General features: G+C 66.8%; 26 protein-coding genes. 20 read left to right on the top strand and 6 right to left on the bottom strand.

All coding sequences use genetic code 11. The features are described 5' to 3' along the window. Positions 1-80: 80 nt before the first annotated feature. The 14 genes from fusA (at position 81) to QM782_RS10195 (ending at position 9,437) form a co-directional block, all read left to right on the top strand. On the top strand, positions 81-2,183 hold the full coding sequence (fusA, locus tag QM782_RS10130; protein WP_415202796.1) for an elongation factor G: 2,103 nt from the start codon (positions 81-83) through the stop codon (positions 2,181-2,183). A gap of 108 nt (positions 2,184-2,291) precedes the next feature. Next, positions 2,292-3,482: an elongation factor Tu gene (tuf, locus tag QM782_RS10135; RefSeq protein ID WP_415201999.1), complete on the top strand. Its 1,191-nt coding sequence runs from the start codon at positions 2,292-2,294 to the stop codon at positions 3,480-3,482. A gap of 11 nt (positions 3,483-3,493) precedes the next feature. After that, complete coding sequence (gene rpsJ / locus QM782_RS10140) at positions 3,494-3,805, top strand: 30S ribosomal protein S10 (RefSeq protein WP_003059431.1); 312 nt, start codon at positions 3,494-3,496, stop codon at positions 3,803-3,805. Between the two features lie 160 nt (positions 3,806-3,965). Then, entirely contained in the window at positions 3,966-4,640 is a 675-nt protein-coding gene (gene rplC / locus QM782_RS10145; protein WP_415202797.1) for a 50S ribosomal protein L3, read from the top strand. Beyond that, positions 4,640-5,263, top strand: a complete 624-nt coding sequence (gene rplD, locus QM782_RS10150) for a 50S ribosomal protein L4 (protein WP_415202798.1) — start codon at positions 4,640-4,642, stop codon at positions 5,261-5,263. The genes rplC and rplD overlap by 1 nt, the downstream gene beginning before the upstream one ends. Beyond that, positions 5,260-5,586 carry a 50S ribosomal protein L23 gene (rplW, locus tag QM782_RS10155; RefSeq protein WP_415202799.1) on the top strand — a complete coding sequence of 109 codons (327 nt, stop codon included), beginning with the start codon at positions 5,260-5,262 and terminating at the stop codon, positions 5,584-5,586. The genes rplD and rplW overlap by 4 nt, the downstream gene beginning before the upstream one ends. 1 nt (position 5,587) lies before the next feature. Next, positions 5,588-6,412 (top strand): 50S ribosomal protein L2, encoded by an 825-nt coding sequence (gene rplB / locus QM782_RS10160; protein ID WP_415202800.1) that lies wholly within the window; start codon positions 5,588-5,590, stop codon positions 6,410-6,412. A 12-nt stretch (positions 6,413-6,424) separates the two neighbouring features. Beyond that, the gene (gene rpsS / locus QM782_RS10165; RefSeq protein ID WP_415202801.1) at positions 6,425-6,703 is read left to right on the top strand and encodes a 30S ribosomal protein S19; all 279 of its coding nucleotides are present in this window, start codon (positions 6,425-6,427) and stop codon (positions 6,701-6,703) included. 9 nt (positions 6,704-6,712) lie between these two features. Continuing rightward, positions 6,713-7,042 (top strand): 50S ribosomal protein L22, encoded by a 330-nt coding sequence (gene rplV / locus QM782_RS10170; protein WP_056178823.1) that lies wholly within the window; start codon positions 6,713-6,715, stop codon positions 7,040-7,042. Between the two features lie 14 nt (positions 7,043-7,056). Then, the gene (gene rpsC / locus QM782_RS10175; RefSeq protein ID WP_415202802.1) at positions 7,057-7,902 is read left to right on the top strand and encodes a 30S ribosomal protein S3; all 846 of its coding nucleotides are present in this window, start codon (positions 7,057-7,059) and stop codon (positions 7,900-7,902) included. Positions 7,903-7,904: 2 nt separating this feature from the next. Then, the gene (rplP, locus tag QM782_RS10180; RefSeq protein ID WP_415202803.1) at positions 7,905-8,321 is read left to right on the top strand and encodes a 50S ribosomal protein L16; all 417 of its coding nucleotides are present in this window, start codon (positions 7,905-7,907) and stop codon (positions 8,319-8,321) included. 15 nt (positions 8,322-8,336) lie between these two features. Continuing rightward, positions 8,337-8,558, top strand: coding sequence for a 50S ribosomal protein L29 (gene rpmC / locus QM782_RS10185; RefSeq protein ID WP_415202804.1), 222 nt, complete (start codon positions 8,337-8,339; stop codon positions 8,556-8,558). An 11-nt stretch (positions 8,559-8,569) separates the two neighbouring features. After that, entirely contained in the window at positions 8,570-8,839 is a 270-nt protein-coding gene (gene rpsQ / locus QM782_RS10190; protein ID WP_415202805.1) for a 30S ribosomal protein S17, read from the top strand. 91 nt (positions 8,840-8,930) lie between these two features. Next, positions 8,931-9,437, top strand: a complete 507-nt coding sequence (locus QM782_RS10195) for a peroxiredoxin (protein WP_415202806.1) — start codon at positions 8,931-8,933, stop codon at positions 9,435-9,437. A gap of 7 nt (positions 9,438-9,444) precedes the next feature. Here QM782_RS10195 and QM782_RS10200 read toward each other — a convergent pair whose 3' ends face one another. Then, positions 9,445-9,933, bottom strand: a complete 489-nt coding sequence (locus tag QM782_RS10200; RefSeq protein ID WP_415205621.1) for a GNAT family N-acetyltransferase — start codon at positions 9,931-9,933, stop codon at positions 9,445-9,447. Between the two features lie 41 nt (positions 9,934-9,974). After that, positions 9,975-10,634, bottom strand: coding sequence for a cytochrome b/b6 domain-containing protein (locus QM782_RS10205; protein WP_415202807.1), 660 nt, complete (start codon positions 10,632-10,634; stop codon positions 9,975-9,977). Between the two features lie 156 nt (positions 10,635-10,790). Here QM782_RS10205 and QM782_RS10210 point away from each other — a divergent pair, with 156 nt between their 5' ends. After that, positions 10,791-11,243, top strand: a complete 453-nt coding sequence (locus tag QM782_RS10210) for a c-type cytochrome (RefSeq protein ID WP_415205622.1) — start codon at positions 10,791-10,793, stop codon at positions 11,241-11,243. A gap of 34 nt (positions 11,244-11,277) precedes the next feature. On the opposite strand, the gene QM782_RS10215 is transcribed toward QM782_RS10210, so the two are convergent. After that, positions 11,278-11,778: a TlpA family protein disulfide reductase gene (locus QM782_RS10215; protein ID WP_415202808.1), complete on the bottom strand. Its 501-nt coding sequence runs from the start codon at positions 11,776-11,778 to the stop codon at positions 11,278-11,280. A gap of 225 nt (positions 11,779-12,003) precedes the next feature. Between QM782_RS10215 and QM782_RS10220 the strand changes: the two genes are divergently transcribed. From QM782_RS10220 to ptsP, 4 genes are read left to right on the top strand one after another with little or no spacing between them, the layout of a single operon-like run. After that, the gene (locus tag QM782_RS10220) at positions 12,004-12,522 is read left to right on the top strand and encodes a hypothetical protein (protein WP_415202809.1); all 519 of its coding nucleotides are present in this window, start codon (positions 12,004-12,006) and stop codon (positions 12,520-12,522) included. Between the two features lie 9 nt (positions 12,523-12,531). After that, positions 12,532-12,975 carry a PTS sugar transporter subunit IIA gene (locus QM782_RS10225; protein ID WP_415202810.1) on the top strand — a complete coding sequence of 148 codons (444 nt, stop codon included), beginning with the start codon at positions 12,532-12,534 and terminating at the stop codon, positions 12,973-12,975. Continuing rightward, positions 12,944-13,213, top strand: a complete 270-nt coding sequence (locus tag QM782_RS10230) for an HPr family phosphocarrier protein (RefSeq protein ID WP_415202811.1) — start codon at positions 12,944-12,946, stop codon at positions 13,211-13,213. The genes QM782_RS10225 and QM782_RS10230 overlap by 32 nt, the downstream gene beginning before the upstream one ends. Positions 13,214-13,232: 19 nt before the next feature. Then, positions 13,233-15,011 (top strand): phosphoenolpyruvate--protein phosphotransferase, encoded by a 1,779-nt coding sequence (ptsP, locus tag QM782_RS10235; RefSeq protein ID WP_415202812.1) that lies wholly within the window; start codon positions 13,233-13,235, stop codon positions 15,009-15,011. A 21-nt stretch (positions 15,012-15,032) separates the two neighbouring features. On the opposite strand, the gene lipA is transcribed toward ptsP, so the two are convergent. The 3 genes from lipA to QM782_RS10250 are packed head-to-tail and all read right to left on the bottom strand — an operon-like array spanning position 15,033 to position 17,004. Further along, positions 15,033-16,019 (bottom strand): lipoyl synthase, encoded by a 987-nt coding sequence (gene lipA, locus QM782_RS10240; RefSeq protein ID WP_415202813.1) that lies wholly within the window; start codon positions 16,017-16,019, stop codon positions 15,033-15,035. Between the two features lie 6 nt (positions 16,020-16,025). Beyond that, positions 16,026-16,706 carry a lipoyl(octanoyl) transferase LipB gene (lipB, locus tag QM782_RS10245; RefSeq protein WP_415202814.1) on the bottom strand — a complete coding sequence of 227 codons (681 nt, stop codon included), beginning with the start codon at positions 16,704-16,706 and terminating at the stop codon, positions 16,026-16,028. Between the two features lie 10 nt (positions 16,707-16,716). Next, the gene (locus QM782_RS10250; RefSeq protein ID WP_415202815.1) at positions 16,717-17,004 is read right to left on the bottom strand and encodes a YbeD family protein; all 288 of its coding nucleotides are present in this window, start codon (positions 17,002-17,004) and stop codon (positions 16,717-16,719) included. A gap of 213 nt (positions 17,005-17,217) precedes the next feature. Here QM782_RS10250 and QM782_RS10255 point away from each other — a divergent pair, with 213 nt between their 5' ends. Then, on the top strand, positions 17,218-17,661 hold the full coding sequence (locus QM782_RS10255) for an ATP synthase subunit I (RefSeq protein ID WP_415202816.1): 444 nt from the start codon (positions 17,218-17,220) through the stop codon (positions 17,659-17,661). Positions 17,662-17,672: the final 11 nt, after the last annotated feature.

The raw sequence follows: 17,672 nt of genomic DNA on the forward strand, positions 1-17,672 counted from the left end.
CCATTCTGTCGTTCTAAAGGCCTGGAGCCCGACCTGCCCACGAGGCGGGCGGGCTCCGCGCCGTTCAAGGAGTTTTTTCCATGGCCCGCAAAACCCCCATCGAGCGCTACCGCAACATCGGTATCTCGGCGCACATCGACGCCGGCAAGACCACCACGACCGAGCGCATCCTGTTCTACACCGGTGTGAACCACAAGCTGGGCGAGGTGCACGACGGGGCTGCCACCACCGACTGGATGGAGCAGGAGCAAGAGCGCGGCATCACGATCACTTCGGCGGCCGTGACCTGCTTCTGGAAGGGCATGGACCTGTCCTATCCCGAGCACCGCTTCAACATCATCGACACCCCGGGCCACGTGGACTTCACGATCGAGGTGGAGCGTTCCATGCGCGTGCTGGACGGCGCCTGCATGGTCTATTGCGCGGTGGGTGGCGTGCAGCCCCAGTCGGAAACCGTCTGGCGCCAGGCCAACAAGTACAAGGTGCCGCGCCTGGCCTTCGTGAACAAGATGGACCGCACCGGCGCCAACTTCTTCAAGGTGCACGATCAGATGAAGCTGCGCCTGAAGGCCAATCCCGTGCCCATCGTGATCCCGATCGGCGCCGAGGACAACTTCAAGGGCGTGGTCGACCTGCTGAAGATGAAGGCCATCATCTGGGACGAAGCTTCCCAGGGCATGAAGTTCGAGTACGCCGAGATCCCGGCGAACCTCGTGGAGACCGCCAAGGAGTGGCGCGAGAAGATGATCGAGGCCGCGGCCGAGGCCAGCGAGGAGCTGATGAACAAGTACCTCGAAGAGGGCGACCTGACCGAGGACGAGATCAAGTTGGGCCTGCGCACGCGCACGATCGCGACCGAGATCCAGCCCATGCTGTGCGGTACCGCGTTCAAGAACAAGGGCGTGCAGCGCATGCTGGACGCCGTGATCGACTACCTGCCGGCGCCGGTGGACATCCCGCCGGTGGCCGGCCTGGACGAGGACGAGCAAGAGACGACGCGCAAGGCCGATGACGGCGAGAAGTTCTCCTCGCTGGCATTCAAGCTGATGACCGACCCGTTCGTCGGCCAGTTGACCTTCGTGCGCGTGTACTCCGGCGTGCTGTCCAAGGGCGACACCGTCTACAACCCGGTCAAGGGCAAGAAGGAGCGCATCGGCCGCATCGTGCAGATGCACGCCAACGAGCGCATCGAGGTCGACGAGATCCGTGCCGGCGACATCGCCGCCTGCGTGGGCCTGAAGGACGTGACCACGGGCGAGACCCTGTGCGATCCCGACGCCATCGTGACCCTGGAGCGCATGGTGTTCCCCGAGCCGGTGATCCGCCAGGCCGTGGAGCCCAAGACCAAGGCCGACCAGGAGAAGATGGGCATCGCGCTGCAGCGCCTGGCTTCGGAAGACCCGTCGTTCCGCGTCAACACCGACGAGGAATCGGGCCAGACCATCATCGCCGGCATGGGCGAGCTGCACTTGGAAATCATCGTCGACCGCATGAAGCGCGAATTCGGCGTGGAGGCCAACGTCGGCAAGCCGCAGGTGGCCTACCGCGAGACCGTGCGCAAGAGCGTCTCCGACGTCGAAGGCAAGTTCGTGCGCCAGTCCGGCGGCAAGGGCCAGTACGGCCACGTGGTGTTCCGCCTGGAGCCGCAGGAGCCGGGCAAGGGCTTCGAGTTCCTGGATGAGATCAAGGGCGGCGTGGTGCCGCGCGAGTACATCCCGGCCGTGCAGAAGGGCGTGGAAGAGGCGCTGAACAACGGCGTGCTGGCCGGCTATCCGGTCGTGGACGTCAAGGTCGCGCTGACCTTCGGCTCGTACCACGACGTGGACTCGTCCGAGCAGGCGTTCAAGATGGCCGCCATCTTCGGCTTCAAGGAAGCCGCCAAGCGCGCCAGCCCGGTCATCCTCGAGCCCATGATGGCCGTGGAGGTCGAGACGCCCGAGGACTACGCCGGCAACGTGATGGGCGACCTGTCGTCCCGCCGCGGCATGGTGCAGGGCATGGACGACATGGTCGGCGGCGGCAAGGTCATCAAGGCCGAGGTGCCGCTGTCCGAGATGTTCGGCTACTCGACCACGCTGCGTTCGATGTCGCAGGGGCGCGCCACGTACACGATGGAGTTCAAGCACTACGCCGAAGCTCCGAAGAACGTGGCCGAGGCCATCATCGCCGCGCGCGCCAAGTAATTCGAACCGGTCTGCGACGGCATGCCGCCACGTGCCCGTGCGTGGCGAACCCGCAATGCCGTGCAGACCTAAAACGCTTTCACGGGAAATGTTCTTTGGAGATTTGACATGGCAAAAGAGAAATTCGAGCGTACCAAGCCGCACGTGAACGTCGGGACGATCGGACACGTGGACCACGGCAAGACGACGCTGACGGCGGCCATCACGACGGTGCTGTCGAGCAAGTTCGGCGGCCAGGCCAAGGCCTACGACCAGATCGACGCGGCCCCTGAAGAAAAGGCGCGCGGCATCACGATCAACACCGCGCACGTGGAATACGAGACGGCCAACCGCCACTACGCCCACGTGGACTGCCCCGGCCACGCCGACTACGTGAAGAACATGATCACCGGCGCGGCCCAGATGGACGGCGCCATCCTGGTGTGCTCGGCCGCCGACGGCCCCATGCCCCAGACGCGCGAGCACATCCTGCTGGCCCGCCAGGTCGGCGTGCCGTACATCATCGTCTTCCTGAACAAGTGCGACATGGTGGACGACGCCGAACTGCTCGAACTGGTCGAGATGGAAGTGCGCGAACTGCTGAGCAAGTACGACTTCCCCGGCGACGACACCCCCATCATCAAGGGCTCGGCCAAGCTGGCGCTCGAAGGCGACAAGGGCGAACTGGGCGAGAAAGCCATCCTGAACCTGGCCGACGCGCTGGACAGCTACATCCCCACCCCCGAACGCGCCGTGGACGGCACCTTCCTGATGCCCGTGGAAGACGTGTTCTCCATCTCCGGCCGCGGCACGGTGGTCACCGGCCGCGTCGAACGCGGCGTGATCAAGGTCGGCGAGGAAATCGAGATCGTCGGCATCCGCCCGACCGTCAAGACCACCTGCACCGGTGTGGAAATGTTCCGCAAGCTGCTCGACCAGGGCCAGGCCGGCGACAACGTCGGCATCCTGCTGCGCGGCACCAAGCGTGAAGAAGTCGAACGCGGCCAAGTGCTGTGCAAGCCCGGCTCCATCAAGCCGCACACCCACTTCACCAGCGAGGTGTACGTGCTGAGCAAGGACGAAGGCGGGCGCCACACCCCGTTCTTCAACAACTACCGCCCGCAGTTCTACTTCCGCACCACCGACGTGACCGGCGCCATCAGCCTGCCCGAAGGCAAGGAAATGGTCATGCCCGGCGACAACGTGTCGATCACCGTCAAGCTGATCGCCCCGATCGCCATGGAAGAAGGCCTGCGCTTCGCCATCCGCGAAGGCGGCAAGACCGTCGGCGCAGGCGTGGTCGCCAAGATCATCGAGTGAGCGGAGGCGTCATGAGCAAGCAGAAGATCCGCATCCGCCTGAAGGCCTTCGACTACAAGCTGATCGACCAGTCCGCGGCCGAGATCGTCGACACCGCCAAGCGCACCGGCGCCATCGTCAAGGGCCCCGTGCCGTTGCCCACGCGCATGAAGCGCTTCGACATCCTGCGCTCGCCGCACGTCAACAAGACCAGCCGCGACCAGTTCGAGATCCGCACGCACCAGCGCCTGATGGACATCGTCGATCCGACCGACAAGACCGTGGACGCGCTGATGAAGCTGGACCTGCCGGCCGGCGTGGACGTCGAGATCAAGCTGCAGTAAAGGCAGCCTGATTTCTGGCCTGGCCCGAAGTTGCCGATTCGGCAGCTTCGGGCTATAATTTTTGGCTCCGCCCATTTTGGGCTGGAGTTCATCAACCATCTTCCATATCCAAACGCCGCGGCCAATTGCAGTCGCGGCGGTGGAAGCTTCGGAGAAACAAATGAGTCAGAGCAACTCCCTCGGGTTGCTGGGGCGCAAGGTGGGCATGATGCGTCTGTTCACCGATGACGGCGATGCAGTGCCCGTCACGGTGGTCGATGTGTCGAACAACCGAGTGACCCAGGTCAAGACCCAAGAGGCCGACGGCTACGTCGCCCTGCAGGTGACGTTCGGCACGCGCAAGGCCTCGCGCGTGACCAAGCCGGAAGCCGGCCACCTTGCCAAGGCGGGTGTCGAAGCCGGTGAAGTCATCCAGGAATTCCGTGTGACGGCCGAAGCCGCCGCGAAGTACGCCGCAGGCAGCCAGCTGCCGGTCGCCGAACTCTTCGCCGCAGGCCAGAAGGTGGACGTGCAGGGCACGACCATCGGCAAGGGCTTCGCCGGCACCATCAAGCGCCACCACTTCGGCTCGCAGCGCGCGTCGCACGGCAACAGCCGTTCGCACAACGTGCCGGGCTCGATCTCCATGGCGCAGGATCCGGGCCGCGTGTTCCCGGGCAAGAAGATGTCGGGCCACCTGGGCGCCGACACCGTGACGACCCAGAACCTCGACGTGATCCGTGTCGACGAAGCGCGCCAGCTGCTGCTGCTGCGCGGTGCCTTGCCCGGCTCCAAGGGCGGCTTCGTCACCATTCGTCCGGCCGTCAAGGCCAAGGCTGAGAAGGGAGCGAACTGATGCAGCTCGAACTCCTGAACGACCAGGGCCAGGCCGCGTCCACGGTGGATGCGCCCGATACCGTGTTCGGTCGTGACTACAACGAAGACCTGGTGCACCAGGTGGTGGTGGCCTACCAGGCCAACGCTCGCCAAGGCACGCGCGCGCAGAAGGACCGGGAACAGGTCAAGCACTCGACCAAGAAGCCGTTCAAGCAGAAGGGCACGGGTCGCGCACGCGCCGGCATGACGTCCTCGCCGCTGTGGCGCGGGGGCGGTCGGATCTTCCCGAACATGCCGGACGAGAACTTCACGCAGAAGATCAACAAGAAGATGTACCGCGCCGGCATGGCGTCCATCTTCTCGCAGCTGGCGCGCGAAGGCCGCCTGGCCGTGGTCGAGTCGCTGAACGTGGACACGCCCAAGACCAAGGCCCTGGCCACGCGCCTGAAGGCCATGAACCTGGCGTCCTCGGTGATGGTCATCGCCGACGAGGTCGACGAGAACCTGTACCTGGCTTCGCGCAACCTGGCCAACGTGCTGGTGGTCGAGCCGCGCTACGCCGATCCGGTGTCGCTGGTGCACTACAAGAAGGTGCTGGTGACCAAGGGCGCCATGGATAAACTCAAGGAGATGTTCGCATGAGCTCCTCCAAGGCAACGCAACAGTTCGACGAAGGCCGCCTGATGCAGGTGCTGGTCGCGCCTGTCGTCTCCGAGAAGGCCACCATGGTCGCCGAGAAGTCCAATGCGGTCACCTTCAAGGTGCTGCAGGACGCGACCAAGCACGAAATCAAGGCGGCAGTGCAACTGCTGTTCAAGGTCGAGGTCCAGGGCGTGTCCGTGGTCAACACCAAGGGCAAGACCAAGCGCTTCGGCCGCTCCATCGGTCGCCGCGACAACGTGCGCAAGGCGTACGTGACGCTCAAGCCGGGCCAGGAGCTCCAACTGACCGGGGAGGCTGCATAACATGGCCGTCATCAAGATGAAACCGACCTCGCCGGGCCGTCGCGGCATGGTGAAGGTCTCGCGCAGCCACCTGCACAAGGGTGCCGCGCACGCGGCGCTGCTGGAGCCGCAGTTCCAGAAGTCCGGCCGCAACAACAACGGCCACATCACGGTGCGCCACAAGGGTGGCGGCCACAAGCACCACTACCGCGTGGTGGACTTCAAGCGCGACAAGGACGGCGTGCCGGCCAAGGTCGAGCGCATCGAGTACGACCCGAATCGCTCGGCCCACATCGCGCTGGTGTGCTATGCCGACGGCGAGCGCCGCTACATCATCGCCCCGCGCGGCGTGGAAGTCGGCGCGACGCTGGTCTCGGGTTCCGAGGCACCCATCCGTGCCGGTAATACGCTGCCGATCCGCAACATCCCGGTGGGTTCGACGATCCATTGCATCGAGTTGCAGCCGGGCAAGGGTGCGCAGATCGCGCGCTCGGCCGGTGCTTCGGCCACGCTGCTGGCGCGTGAGAGCGCCTACGCCCAGGTGCGCATGCGCTCGGGCGAAGTGCGCAAGATCCACATCGAGTGCCGCGCGACCATCGGCGAGGTGGCCAACGAGGAGCACAGCCTGCGCCGCCTGGGCAAGGCTGGCGTGACGCGCTGGATGGGCATCCGCCCGACCGTGCGCGGCGTGGTGATGAACCCGATCGACCACCCGCACGGCGGTGGCGAGGGCCGCACCGGCGAAGGCCGCCACCCGGTCGACCCGTGGGGCAACCTGACCAAGGGCTACCGCACCCGCAACAACAAGCGCACCCAGGTGATGGTCGTGTCGCGCCGCAAGAAGTAACGGAGATAGCACATGACCCGCTCTCTCAAGAAGGGTCCCTTCGTGGACCATCATCTGGTGGCCAAGGCCGACAAGGCCGTCGCCACCAAGGACAAGAAGCCGATCAAGACCTGGTCGCGCCGCTCCATGATCCTGCCCGAGTTCATCGGCCTGACGATCGCGGTGCACAACGGCAAGCAGCACGTGCCGGTCTACATCACTGACCAGATGGTCGGCCACAAGCTGGGCGAGTTCGCGCTGACCCGTACCTTCAAGGGTCACCCCGCGGACAAGAAGGTCCAGAGGAAGTAAGGAATGACCATGGAAACACGTGCAGTCCTGCGGGGTGTCCGTCTGTCGGTCGACAAGGGCCGCCTGGTGGCCGACCTGATCCGCGGCAAGAAGGTGGACCAGGCGCTGAACACGCTGCAGTTCACGCAGAAGAAGGCCGCCGTCATCATCAAGAAGGTGCTGGAGTCCGCGATCGCGAACGCCGAGCACAACGACGGTGCCGACATCGACGAGCTGAAGGTCAAGACCATCTACGTCGAGCAAGGCGCCACGCTCAAGCGTTTCGCCGCGCGCGCCAAGGGCCGCGGCAACCGCATCAGCAAGCCCACGTGCCACGTGTACGTGACGGTCGGCAACTGAGGGGCTGGAAAGCTATGGGACAGAAAATCCATCCGACCGGCTTCCGCCTCGCGGTCAGCCGCAACTGGGCCAGCCGCTGGTATGCCAGCAACCGTGACTTCGCCGGCATGCTGGCCGAAGACATCAAGGTGCGCGACTACCTGAAGACCAAGCTGAAGAACGCCTCGGTCTCGCGCGTCTTGATCGAGCGTCCGGCCAAGAACGCCCGCATCACGATCTTCTCGGCCCGTCCGGGTGTCGTGATCGGCAAGAAGGGCGAGGACATCGAGAACCTCAAGCGCGAACTGGCCAAGCAGCTGGGCGTGCCGGTGGCGGTCAACATCGAGGAAGTGCGCAAGCCCGAGATCGATGCCAAGCTGATCGCCGATAGCATCACCCAGCAGCTGGAAAAGCGCATCATGTTCCGCCGCGCGATGAAGCGCGCGATGCAGAACGCGATGCGCCTGGGCGCCCAGGGCATCAAGATCATGTCCGCCGGCCGCCTGAACGGCATCGAGATCGCCCGTACCGAGTGGTACCGCGAAGGTCGCGTGCCGCTGCACACGCTGCGCGCGGACATCGACTACGGCGTGTCCGAGGCCAAGACCACCTATGGCGTCATCGGCGTCAAGGTCTGGGTCTACAAGGGCGATACGCTGGGCCGTGGCGATGTGCCGGCGGCGCAGGAGCCGCGCGCCGAAGAAGAGCGCCGCCCGCGTGGCCCGCGCCGCGATGGCCGCCCCGGCGACCGTCCCGGCCGCGGTCCGCGCCGCGATGGTGCCAATGAAACCGCAGGTGCGAATGCACCGAAATCTACCGTTCAGCGCGTCCGCAAGGTAGCCGCGCCGGCCGCTGGCGCGGCCGACGGTAAAGGAGAGTAATCATGTTGCAACCCGCTCGCCGCAAATACCGCAAAGAGCAGAAGGGCCGTAACACGGGCGTCGCCACGCGCGGCAACTCGGTCGCCTTTGGCGATTTCGGCCTGAAGTGCACCGACCGCGGCCGCCTGACGGCGCGCCAGATCGAGTCGGCCCGTCGTGCCATCTCGCGCCATGTCAAGCGCGGTGGCCGCATCTGGATCCGCGTCTTCCCGGACAAGCCGATCTCGCAGAAGCCCGCCGAAGTCCGCATGGGCAACGGCAAGGGCAACCCCGAGTACTACGTGGCCGAGATCCAGCCCGGCAAGATCGTGTTCGAGATCGTCGGCGTGCCGGAAGAACTGGCGCGCGAGGCGTTCCGCCTGGCGGCTGCCAAGCTGCCGCTGCGCACGACCTTCGTGACGCGCATGATCGGCCAGTAAGGCGAGGAGACCCGAATGTCCAAGATCACGGAATCCCGCAAGAACCTGCGCGCCAAGGACGTGGCCGGCCTGGAGGCCGAAGTCAAGTCGCTGCAGAAGGCCCATTTCGGCCTGCGCATGCAAAAGGGCACGCAGCAGCTGAACAACACGGCTTCGCTGCGCCTGACGCGCCGCGAGATCGCGCGCGCCAAGACCATCCTGGCGCAAAAGCGCAGCGCTGATGCGGCTGCCAAGTAAGGAGTAGCACCATGACGGAAGCCAAACCCTCCCTCAAGCGCACTCTGATCGGCAAGGTCGTCAGCGACAAGCGCGCCAAGACGGTGACGGTGCTGATCGAGCGCCGCGTCAAGCACGAGCTGTACGGCAAGATCGTGGCCCGTTCCAGCAAGTACCACGCCCACGACGAGAAGGGCGAGTACAAGCTGGGCGATCTGATCGAGATCACCGAGAGCCGGCCGATCTCCAAGACCAAGACCTGGGTCGCGACCCGTCTGGTCCAGAAGGCCCCCGAAGCCTGATGGAGTCGCCGGCGACCCCGGCGGATCCATTGCCGAAACGGCCCACAATGTGGGCCGTTTTGCTTTTTCACACCACCGTAAGGAGAGCACCATGATCAAAGTCGGCGACACGCTGCCCGCCGTGACCCTGATGGAGTATTCGGAAACCGAGGGCGAGGGTTGCAGCCTCGGCCCCAATCCTGTCGACGTGGCCAAGGCCAGCGCCGGCAAGACGATTGCGCTGTTCGCGCTGCCGGGGGCGTTCACCCCGACCTGCTCGGCCAAGCACCTGCCCGGCTACGTCGAGAACCAGGCGGCGTTCAAGGCGGCGGGCGTGGACGAGATCTGGTGCCTCAGCGTGAACGATGCCTTCGTGATGGGCGCCTGGGCGCGCGACCAGAAGACGGACGGCAAGGTGCGCATGCTGGCCGACGGCAGCGCCGAGTTCGCCAAGGCCACCGGCCTGACGCTGGATCTGACGGCGCGGGGCATGGGGCTGCGCAGCAACCGCTATTCGATGCTGGTCAAGGATGGCCAGGTCGTTGCGCTGAACGTCGAGGGCCCCGGCCAGTTCGAGGTCAGCGACGCCGCCACGCTGCTCCGGCAGGCGAAGGGCTGAGCCTGCGTCAGAGTTCCGCCTTGAGGTAGTGCGCGCCCGCGATCGGGTTGTGGTAGTAGGGCGGCACTTCCTCGAAGCCCAGGTCTTCGTACAGGGCCCGGGCCGTTTCCATTTCGTCCAGCGTGTCGAGCAGCACGCAGCCGTAGCCGGCGCGGCGGGCCGCATCCATGGCGCTTTCGGCGAGCATGCGGCCGAGGCCGAAGCCGCGGAAGGCCTTGCGGACGTACAGGCGCTTCATTTCGCAGGCGTTCGGGTAGTCGACGTCTTCCAGCGGGCGCAGGGCGCAGCAGCCGGCCACGGCATCGTCCACCAGGGCGAGCAACAGGGCGCCACGCGGCGCGGCGTAGTCTCCGGGCAGGCCGGCCAGTTCGTCGTCGAACTGCTGGAACCCGAGGTCGATTTCGAGGCTGGCGCCGTACTCGACGAAGATGTCGCGCGTCGCATCCAGCAAGTCGGGCGTGGCAGGCTGGAGGATGCTGACCTGCGGCTTCAACAGGAGGGTGGATGAAGGCACGCGTTCCAGTGTAGCCAGTTCGTTCAGGCGCTCAACCCGGAAACCCACCAGGCCAGCGCAGCGCTGGCCCCCGCCAGCACCAGCGCCAGCAGCCGCGTGCCGGCGTCATCGCGCGACGGAGGCACGGCGCGGTCGAGATGCTTGTCGCCGCCGACCATGGGGCCGATCAGGTTCTGTCCACGGCCCCACAGGTAGAACAGGGCGGCGGCGACATGCAGGCCGGCCAGGCTGATCACCAGCCATTGGCCGATGTCCTTGTGGTACCAGGTCGCCAGGCTCACCCAGTCGCTGGAGACCAGGTGCGCGAGCGGTCCGGCGAAGGCGATTTCGTCGTCGCTGAGCAGGCCGCTGGCCACCTGCAAGGCCAGTGCGCCGAGCAGCGCGAAGACCGACAGCGCGCCCAGCGGCGAATGGCCGACCGACCATTCCGGGTGGCCGCGCCCCTGCAGGTAGGCCAGCAGCCTGCTCGGACCGTACAGGAAACTGCCGAAGCGCGACCAGCGTCCGCCGAACAGCCCCCAGGCGAAGCGGAACACCAGCAAGGCCAGCACGGCATAGCCGAGCCGGAAGTGCCACTGCATCGCGCCGGCCTTGGCGGTCGCGACGAGCGCGACGACGCAGCCGAACAGGATCCAATGGAACAGGCGCGTGGGCAGATCCCAGACGCGGACGCGATGATTCATGGCAGCTCCTGGCGGCGAAGTGCTGGCGCAACGCTACCGGACAACCCTTGGGGGGCATGGTACCGACGCGAAGCTTTTCAGCGGACACTGTAGTCTGCACCGCTGGATACCCCGGCGGTGCCCTTTTCCCACTCGTAGAAAGCAGACCGCACCATGATGAAAGCAGTTCCCGTGTTCGCATTGGCCAGCGCCTTGCTCGCAACGGCTTTTCCGGCGGCCGCCCAGTTCGCCAAGTCGGAAGACGCGATCAAATACCGCCAAGGCGCCCTGTTCGTGATGGGGCAGCACTTCAGCCGCCTGGGTGCCATGGCCAACGGGCGCGCGCCCTTCGATGCCAAGGCCGCGGCCGAGAACGCCGACCTCGTGCTGACGCTGTCGCATCTGCCGTGGGCCGGTTTCGTTCCTGGTTCCGACAAGGGGGCTTCCACCCGGGCCGAGCCGGCGGTCTGGACCGAGAACGACAAATTCAAGGCTGCGGCCGAGAAGTTCCAGGGCGAGGCCGTCAAGCTGGCCGCGGCCGCCAAGACCGGTAGCCTGGACAACCTCAAGGCCGCTTTTGGCCCGACGGCGGCGAGCTGCAAGGCCTGCCACGACAACTTCCGCAAATAGCGGTTGCCGTCTGCGCCGCTGGCGCGGCCTGCGTTCAGGCCTCCGCCAGCAGGCGCTCGATCAATTGATGCAGCTCGGCGAAATCGGGCTCGCCCACATAGCGCTTGACGATCTCGCCGCGCTTGTTGACGACGAAGGTCGTCGGCGTCAGCTGGATGTCGCCCCAGGCCTTGGCCACGGCACCGGTGTTGTCGATGGCGACGCGGAACGGCAGCTTGCGCGTCTCGGCGAAGTTCACGACATAGCTGGGCGGGTCGTACTGCATGGCCACCGCGACGGTGTCGTAGCCGCGCGCCTGGTACTTGGCGTGGGTGTCGATGATGCGCGGCATCTCCGCCACGCAGGTCGTGCAACTCGTCGCCCAGAAGTTCACGAGCGTGACGCGGCCCTTGAACTCCTGGGTGCTGATCCTGCTGCCGTCCAGCAGCACGTATTGCGCGTCCGGGGCCGGCGTGGGACGGGCCATCACGTGATAGCCCAGCGCACCGGCCGTCAGCACGACGGCGGCGATGGCAAGGGTGGTGAGTTTCTTCATCGGGTGTACGCAAGGCGCCAACTGCAGGACTCGCAGCCGGGGCGGAAGTTCTGCCGGTCCGGCCGTTGCACGGCGCGGTGCAGGGGCAGGCTGACAGCCGTCGGCTGCGCCGATTGTGCACCTTCCGCCTGCATCCCGCGCGTCCGCCGGGGCGGCGGGGCATGCGCAGCGGCCACCGATAATCCGGCGATGCGTGGACTTGGCCTTGGGCTTCGCTGTCTGCTGGTGCTGGCATTGCTCGGCTGCAGTCCGGCCCTGAACTGGCGCGCGTTGCGGCTGGACGCGATGTTTCCCCAGGGCGCCGTACCGGCCGGTCCCCTGCGGTTGACATTGCCGTGCAAGCCGGACCGGGCCGAGCGCACCGTGCCGATGGGCGGGCAGGACCTGACGCTGCAGATGCTCGGCTGCGAGGCGGATGGCGCGACATTCGCCGTCTCGCACGTGCTGGCACCGGCCCCCGAGGCGCTGCTGGCCGGCTGGAAGGCGGCGGTGCTGGCGCACCTGCAGGCGCAGGATGTGCAGGAACGGGCCTGGGCGCCTGCCGGCGCCATGGCGGTGCCGCCGGCGCTGCAGCTGCAGGCCCGGGGCCGGCGCGGCGGCGGAACACCGCTGGCCGTGCACGCGGCATGGCTGGCCGCCCGGGACGGCGCGGGCGTCCATCTCTACCACGCCGTCGTGCTGGCGCCGCAGGCACGGCCCGAGCTGGCCGAAACCTTTTTCGCCGGCATGGCCGCCGCACCATAATCCCGTCCGATGACCAGCATCCTGATCGTTGCCCACGCGCCGCTGGCGCATGCCCTGCGGCAGTGTGCGCTGCACGTGTTCCCCGACTGCGGGGACGGCGTCCATGCGGTGGATGTCCAGCCGAACGTGTCGCCGGACGAGACCTTCGCCAGTGCCCGGATCGCGATGGCGCAGATGGGCGCGGGGCCGGTCCTGGTGCTGACCGACGTATTCGGCGCCACGCCCTGCAACGTGGCCCAGCGGCTGGTGGACGGCGTGCGCTCCAAGCTCGTGGCCGGTGTCAATCTGCCGATGCTGCTCCGCACGGTGAGCTACCGGCACGAGCCGCTGGAGGGGCTGGTCGCGCGGGCGCTGGCGGGCGGCACCCAGGGGGTCATGCAGGTGGCGATCACGGCACCCCAGAACCAGGCGAGGAAGAGGAATGATCAAAGCCACCACGAGCATCAACAATAAGCTGGGCCTGCACGCGCGCGCCTCCGCCAAGCTGACCAAGCTGGCCGGCAGCTTTCCCTGCGAGGTCTGGATCGCCAAGGGCGAGCGCCGGGTCAATGCCAAGAGCATCATGGGCGTCATGATGCTGGCTGCCGGCGTCGGCAGCACCGTGGTGATCGATACCGAGGGGCAGCACGAGCAGGAAGCCATGGATGCGATCCTGGCGCTGATCGCCGACAAGTTCGGCGAGGCGGAGTGACCGCGATGCGGGGCCGGCGTTGACGTTCTCGCTGCACGGACTGCCAGTCGCGCGCGGCGTGGCGATCGGTCGCGCCGTGCTGATGGCGTCGAGCCGGGTCGACGTCGCCCACTACTTCATCGAGCCCGAGCGCATCGAGGGCGAGATCGACCGCCTGCGCGCGGGCCGCAACGCCGTGGTCGACGAACTGCACCGCCTGCAGCTCAGCGTGGCCCAGATGGGGCCGAACGATGCGCCGCACGAACTGTCGGCCATGCTGGACGTGCACCTGATGCTGCTGCAGGACGAAGCGCTGACCAGCGGTGTCAAGCACTGGATCACGGAGCGCCTCTACAACGCCGAATGGGCGCTGACGACCCAGCTGGAGATCATCGCGCGCCAGTTCGACGAGATGGAGGACGAGTACCTGCGCGAACGCAAGGCCGACCTCGAGCAGGTGGTCGAGCGCATCCTGCGCTACATGAAGGGCGTGGCGTCGCCGGTGGCGCCGCCGGCCACGCCGCGGCGCAAGACGCAGCAGGACCTGCTGCTCGACGACACGGTGGACGTGCCGCTGGTGCTGGTCGCGCACGACCTGTCGCCGGCCGACATGCTGCAGTTCAAGCAGAGCGTGTTCGCCGGCTTCGTGACCGACGTGGGCGGCAAGACCTCGCACACGGCCATCGTGGCGCGCAGCATGGACATTCCTGCCGTGGTCGGCGCGCGCAGCGCCAGCCAGCTGGTGCGCCAGGACGACTGGGTCATCATCGACGGCGATGCCGGCGTGGTCATCGTCGATCCTTCGCCGATCATCCTGGCCGAGTACGGCTTCAAGCAGCGCCAGGGCGAACTGGAGCGCGAACGCCTGGCGCGGCTGCGGCACACGCCGGCCGTGACGCTGGACGGCGAACGCATCGAGCTGCTGGCCAACATCGAGATGCCCGACGACGCGCCGGGGGCGCTCAAGGCCGGTGCGGCCGGCGTCGGCCTGTTCCGCAGCGAGTTCCTGTTCATGGGCCGCCAGGGCCAGCTGCCGGACGAGGAAGAGCAGTACCAGGCCTACCGGCGCGCCGTGTTCGGCATGGAAGGCCTGCCGGTCACGATCCGCACCGTGGACGTGGGGGCCGACAAGCCGCTGGACCGGGCGGTGAAGGACGAGGCGCACCTGAACCCGGCGCTGGGCCTGCGCGCGATCCGCTGGAGCCTGGCCGATCCGTCGATGTTCCGCACCCAGCTGCGCGCCATCCTGCGCGCGGCCGTGCACGGGCCGGTGCATCTACTGATCCCGATGCTGGCGCATGGCAGCGAGATCCGGCAGACGCTGTCGCTGATCGATTTCGCGCGTGCCGAACTGGACAACCGCGGCGTGGCCCATGGCCCCGTGCAGCTCGGCGCCATGATCGAGGTGCCGGCCGCGGCGTTGACGGTCAAGCTGTTCCTGAAGTACTTCGACTTCCTGTCGATCGGCACGAACGACCTGATCCAGTACACGCTGGCGATCGACCGCGCCGATGAATCCGTGGCCCATCTGTACGACCCGCTGCATCCGGCCGTGCTGCGCCTGCTCGCCGACACGATCGCCGAGTGCCGGGCACAGGGCAAGGGCGTCAGCGTCTGCGGCGAGATGGCCGGCGACGTGCAGTGCACGCGGCTGCTGCTGGGCCTCGGCCTGCGCAGCTTCTCGATGCATCCGGCGCAGATCCTGGCCGTCAAGCAGGAGATCCTGCGCGCGGACTCCGGCAAGCTGGTCGGTTGGGCGCAGCAGGTGCTGCAGGCCGACGATCCGGCCCCGTTGCTGGCCCAGCCCCAGAAGGCCTGAGCTGCCGGCGTCGGCCCGGTGTCAGTGGCCGGCCAGCACGTGGCCGGCCTGCTGGTCGGCGTGGTAGCTCGAGCGCACCATCGCGCCGACGGCCGCGTGGCTGAAGCCCATCGCATAGGCCTCGGTCTCGAACATCTTGAAGGTGTCCGGGTGCACGTAGCGGCGCACCGGCAGGTGGCTGTTGCTGGGCGACAGGTACTGGCCGATGGTCAGCATGTCGATGTCGTGCGCGCGCATGTCGCGCATGACGTCCAGGATTTCCTCGTCGGTCTCGCCCAGGCCCACCATCAGGCCGCTCTTGGTCGGCACGTTCGGATGCAGCGCCTTGAACTTCTTCAGCAGGTTCAGGCTGAACTGGTAGTCGCTGCCGGGCCGGGCCTGCTTGTACAGCCGCGGCACCGTTTCCAGGTTGTGGTTCATCACGTCCGGCGGCGCGGCCTTCAGGATCTCCAGTGCCCGGTCGTCGCGGCCGCGGAAGTCCGGCACCAGGATCTCGATCTGCGTCTGCGGCGACAGCGCGCGCGTCTGGCGGATGCACTCGACGAAATGGCCGCTGCCGCCGTCGCGCAGGTCGTCGCGGTCCACGCTGGTGATGACCACGTACTTGAGCTTGAGCTTGGCGATGGTGCGGGCCAGGTTCAGGGGCTCTTCGGGGTCCAGCGGATCGGGGCGGCCGTGGCCCACGTCGCAGAACGGGCAGCGCCGCGTGCACTTGTCGCCCATGATCATGAAGGTCGCCGTGCCCTTGCCGAAGCATTCGCCGATGTTGGGGCAGGAGGCTTCCTCGCAGACCGTGTGCAGGTTGCTCTCGCGCAGGATCTGCTTGATCTCGTAGAAGCGCGTGGTCGGCGAGCCGGCCTTGACGCGGATCCACTCGGGTTTCTTCAGGACTTCGGCCTGCTCCACCTTGACCGGGATGCGCGACAGCTTGGCTGCGGCCTTCTGTTTGGCCAGCGCGTTGTAGGAGGCGGCGTCTTGGGCTTCGCGGACGACTTCGGTGCTGCTCATGTTCGGTCAGGGCGCGAGGTGCGCGACGAGCTTGTCGCTCAGCACGGACGCCGCTTGGCTCCAGGTGATGGGGGCGCCGATTGTAGAAAGGTCGACCGTCTGCAGGCCAGGATAGCCGCAGGGGTTGATGCGCCGGAAGGGTTCGAGATCCATGGCGACGTTCAGCGCCACGCCGTGGTAGGTGCAGTGGCGGCTGACCTTGATGCCCAGCGCGGCGACCTTGCCCAGGCCGGCGAAGTCCAGCGGCGCGTCGGCCGGCGTGGCTGCGAGGCGCGCGTGGCCGGACGGGTCGTCCAGCCGCACGTAGATCCCGGGCGCCCCGCGCACGCGGTGGCCGGTGATGCCGAAATGCGCCAGCGTGCGCAGTACCGCCTCCTCGATGCGGTACACGTATTCCTTGACGTAGTAGCCGGCGCGCTGCAGGTCGATCAGCGGGTAGGCCACCACCTGGCCGGGGCCGTGGTAGGTGGCCTGGCCGCCGCGATTCGTGGCCAGCACCGGGATGTCGCCTGGCAGCAGGATGTGCTCGGGCTTGCCGGCCAGGCCCTGCGTGAACACCGGCGGATGCTCGCAGAGCCACAGTTCGTCGGATGTCTGCGCGGTGCGTGCCTGGGTGAAGGCTTGCATCTCGGCGCATGCTGTTGCGCAGTCCAACAGGCCACGCGTGACGACACGGATCGATGCCATGCGGCGCGGGCTACAGCACGACCTTGACCATCGGATGCGTGGTCAGCGTCCGGTAGAGCTCGTCGAGCTGCTCGCGGGAAGTCGCCGTCACCGTGATGGTGACGCCCAGGTAGTTGCCGCCCTTACTCTCGCGCAGCTCCACGCGGCTGGCGTCGAACGCGGGATCGAACTGGCGCGCGATGTGGGTCACTGCATGCACGAAGCCGTCCACCTTGGCGCCCATGACCTTGATGGGGAAGAGTGAGGGGTACTCGATCAGCGAGTCCCGCGTGTCGCGGGGCGGGGTCGGTGCGGTCATCGGATCGTCCTTGGCAGAGCGCGCTATCGTGGAGAAGTCGAGCGCCACGAGCTTCTACGTATAATAAGAGGCTTTGTGAAATTCTCGGGGGAGGCTTCGAGGGGCACGCAGCAACAGGGTTCGTGGTCGATGCCACGCCCCGGTTGGGCGGTTCCGGCGATGGCTGCGCATCAGGAGCGACAACGAATGACAACCCATGCTCCTGTGTCCGAGATGGATGCTGAAGTCGCAGATTTCAAGCCCTTGACGGCCGAAGAAGCGCAGCGGCTGCGCGACGCGAATCCCGCGCTGTCACCCTTGTGGGTGATCGCGGCCCAGGTGGGTGCGGGCGTGCTCGTGGCCGTGCTTGCGCTGGCGTGGGTGCGGGAGTGGTCCGCTGCCTGGTCGGCGCTGTACGGTGCGCTGGCGGTGGCGCTGCCCGCGGCCCTGTTCGTGCGGGCGACGCATCGCGTGGCGGCGGGTCCGCATTCCGCGGTGATGCTGAGGTTTGCGGTGTGGGAGCTGGTCAAGCTGGCGCTGAGCGTGTTGATGCTCGCCGGCGCGGCCTGGCTGGTCGACGGCCTGCACTGGCTGGCCCTGCTGTGCGGGGTGGTGGCTGCGCTGAAGATGTACTGGCTGCCCCTGGTGGTGCGGCCGAAGTTGTTGAAACGGAACTGAAGAGACCTACA

Source organism: Pseudorhodoferax sp. (genome assembly GCF_047601025.1).
Classification (GTDB): Bacteria; Pseudomonadota; Gammaproteobacteria; order Burkholderiales; family Burkholderiaceae_C; genus Pseudorhodoferax.

Excerpts from the sequence above, each read along its gene's own strand:
- fusA (WP_415202796.1), top strand. The coding sequence starts at position 81 with ATGGCCCGCAAAACCCCCATCGAGCGCTACCGCAACATCGGTATCTCG.
- tuf (WP_415201999.1), top strand. The coding sequence starts at position 2,292 with ATGGCAAAAGAGAAATTCGAGCGTACCAAGCCGCACGTGAACGTCGGG.
- rpsJ (WP_003059431.1), top strand. The coding sequence starts at position 3,494 with ATGAGCAAGCAGAAGATCCGCATCCGCCTGAAGGCCTTCGACTACAAG.
- rplC (WP_415202797.1), top strand. The coding sequence starts at position 3,966 with ATGAGTCAGAGCAACTCCCTCGGGTTGCTGGGGCGCAAGGTGGGCATG.
- rplD (WP_415202798.1), top strand. The coding sequence starts at position 4,640 with ATGCAGCTCGAACTCCTGAACGACCAGGGCCAGGCCGCGTCCACGGTG.
- rplW (WP_415202799.1), top strand. The coding sequence starts at position 5,260 with ATGAGCTCCTCCAAGGCAACGCAACAGTTCGACGAAGGCCGCCTGATG.
- rplB (WP_415202800.1), top strand. The coding sequence starts at position 5,588 with ATGGCCGTCATCAAGATGAAACCGACCTCGCCGGGCCGTCGCGGCATG.
- rpsS (WP_415202801.1), top strand. The coding sequence starts at position 6,425 with ATGACCCGCTCTCTCAAGAAGGGTCCCTTCGTGGACCATCATCTGGTG.
- rplV (WP_056178823.1), top strand. The coding sequence starts at position 6,713 with ATGGAAACACGTGCAGTCCTGCGGGGTGTCCGTCTGTCGGTCGACAAG.
- rpsC (WP_415202802.1), top strand. The coding sequence starts at position 7,057 with ATGGGACAGAAAATCCATCCGACCGGCTTCCGCCTCGCGGTCAGCCGC.
- rplP (WP_415202803.1), top strand. The coding sequence starts at position 7,905 with ATGTTGCAACCCGCTCGCCGCAAATACCGCAAAGAGCAGAAGGGCCGT.
- rpmC (WP_415202804.1), top strand. The coding sequence starts at position 8,337 with ATGTCCAAGATCACGGAATCCCGCAAGAACCTGCGCGCCAAGGACGTG.
- rpsQ (WP_415202805.1), top strand. The coding sequence starts at position 8,570 with ATGACGGAAGCCAAACCCTCCCTCAAGCGCACTCTGATCGGCAAGGTC.
- QM782_RS10195 (WP_415202806.1), top strand. The coding sequence starts at position 8,931 with ATGATCAAAGTCGGCGACACGCTGCCCGCCGTGACCCTGATGGAGTAT.
- QM782_RS10205 (WP_415202807.1), bottom strand. The coding sequence starts at position 10,634 with ATGAATCATCGCGTCCGCGTCTGGGATCTGCCCACGCGCCTGTTCCAT.
- QM782_RS10210 (WP_415205622.1), top strand. The coding sequence starts at position 10,791 with ATGAAAGCAGTTCCCGTGTTCGCATTGGCCAGCGCCTTGCTCGCAACG.
- QM782_RS10215 (WP_415202808.1), bottom strand. The coding sequence starts at position 11,778 with ATGAAGAAACTCACCACCCTTGCCATCGCCGCCGTCGTGCTGACGGCC.
- QM782_RS10225 (WP_415202810.1), top strand. The coding sequence starts at position 12,532 with ATGACCAGCATCCTGATCGTTGCCCACGCGCCGCTGGCGCATGCCCTG.
- QM782_RS10230 (WP_415202811.1), top strand. The coding sequence starts at position 12,944 with ATGATCAAAGCCACCACGAGCATCAACAATAAGCTGGGCCTGCACGCG.
- lipA (WP_415202813.1), bottom strand. The coding sequence starts at position 16,019 with ATGAGCAGCACCGAAGTCGTCCGCGAAGCCCAAGACGCCGCCTCCTAC.
- lipB (WP_415202814.1), bottom strand. The coding sequence starts at position 16,706 with ATGGCATCGATCCGTGTCGTCACGCGTGGCCTGTTGGACTGCGCAACA.
- QM782_RS10250 (WP_415202815.1), bottom strand. The coding sequence starts at position 17,004 with ATGACCGCACCGACCCCGCCCCGCGACACGCGGGACTCGCTGATCGAG.
- QM782_RS10255 (WP_415202816.1), top strand. The coding sequence starts at position 17,218 with ATGGATGCTGAAGTCGCAGATTTCAAGCCCTTGACGGCCGAAGAAGCG.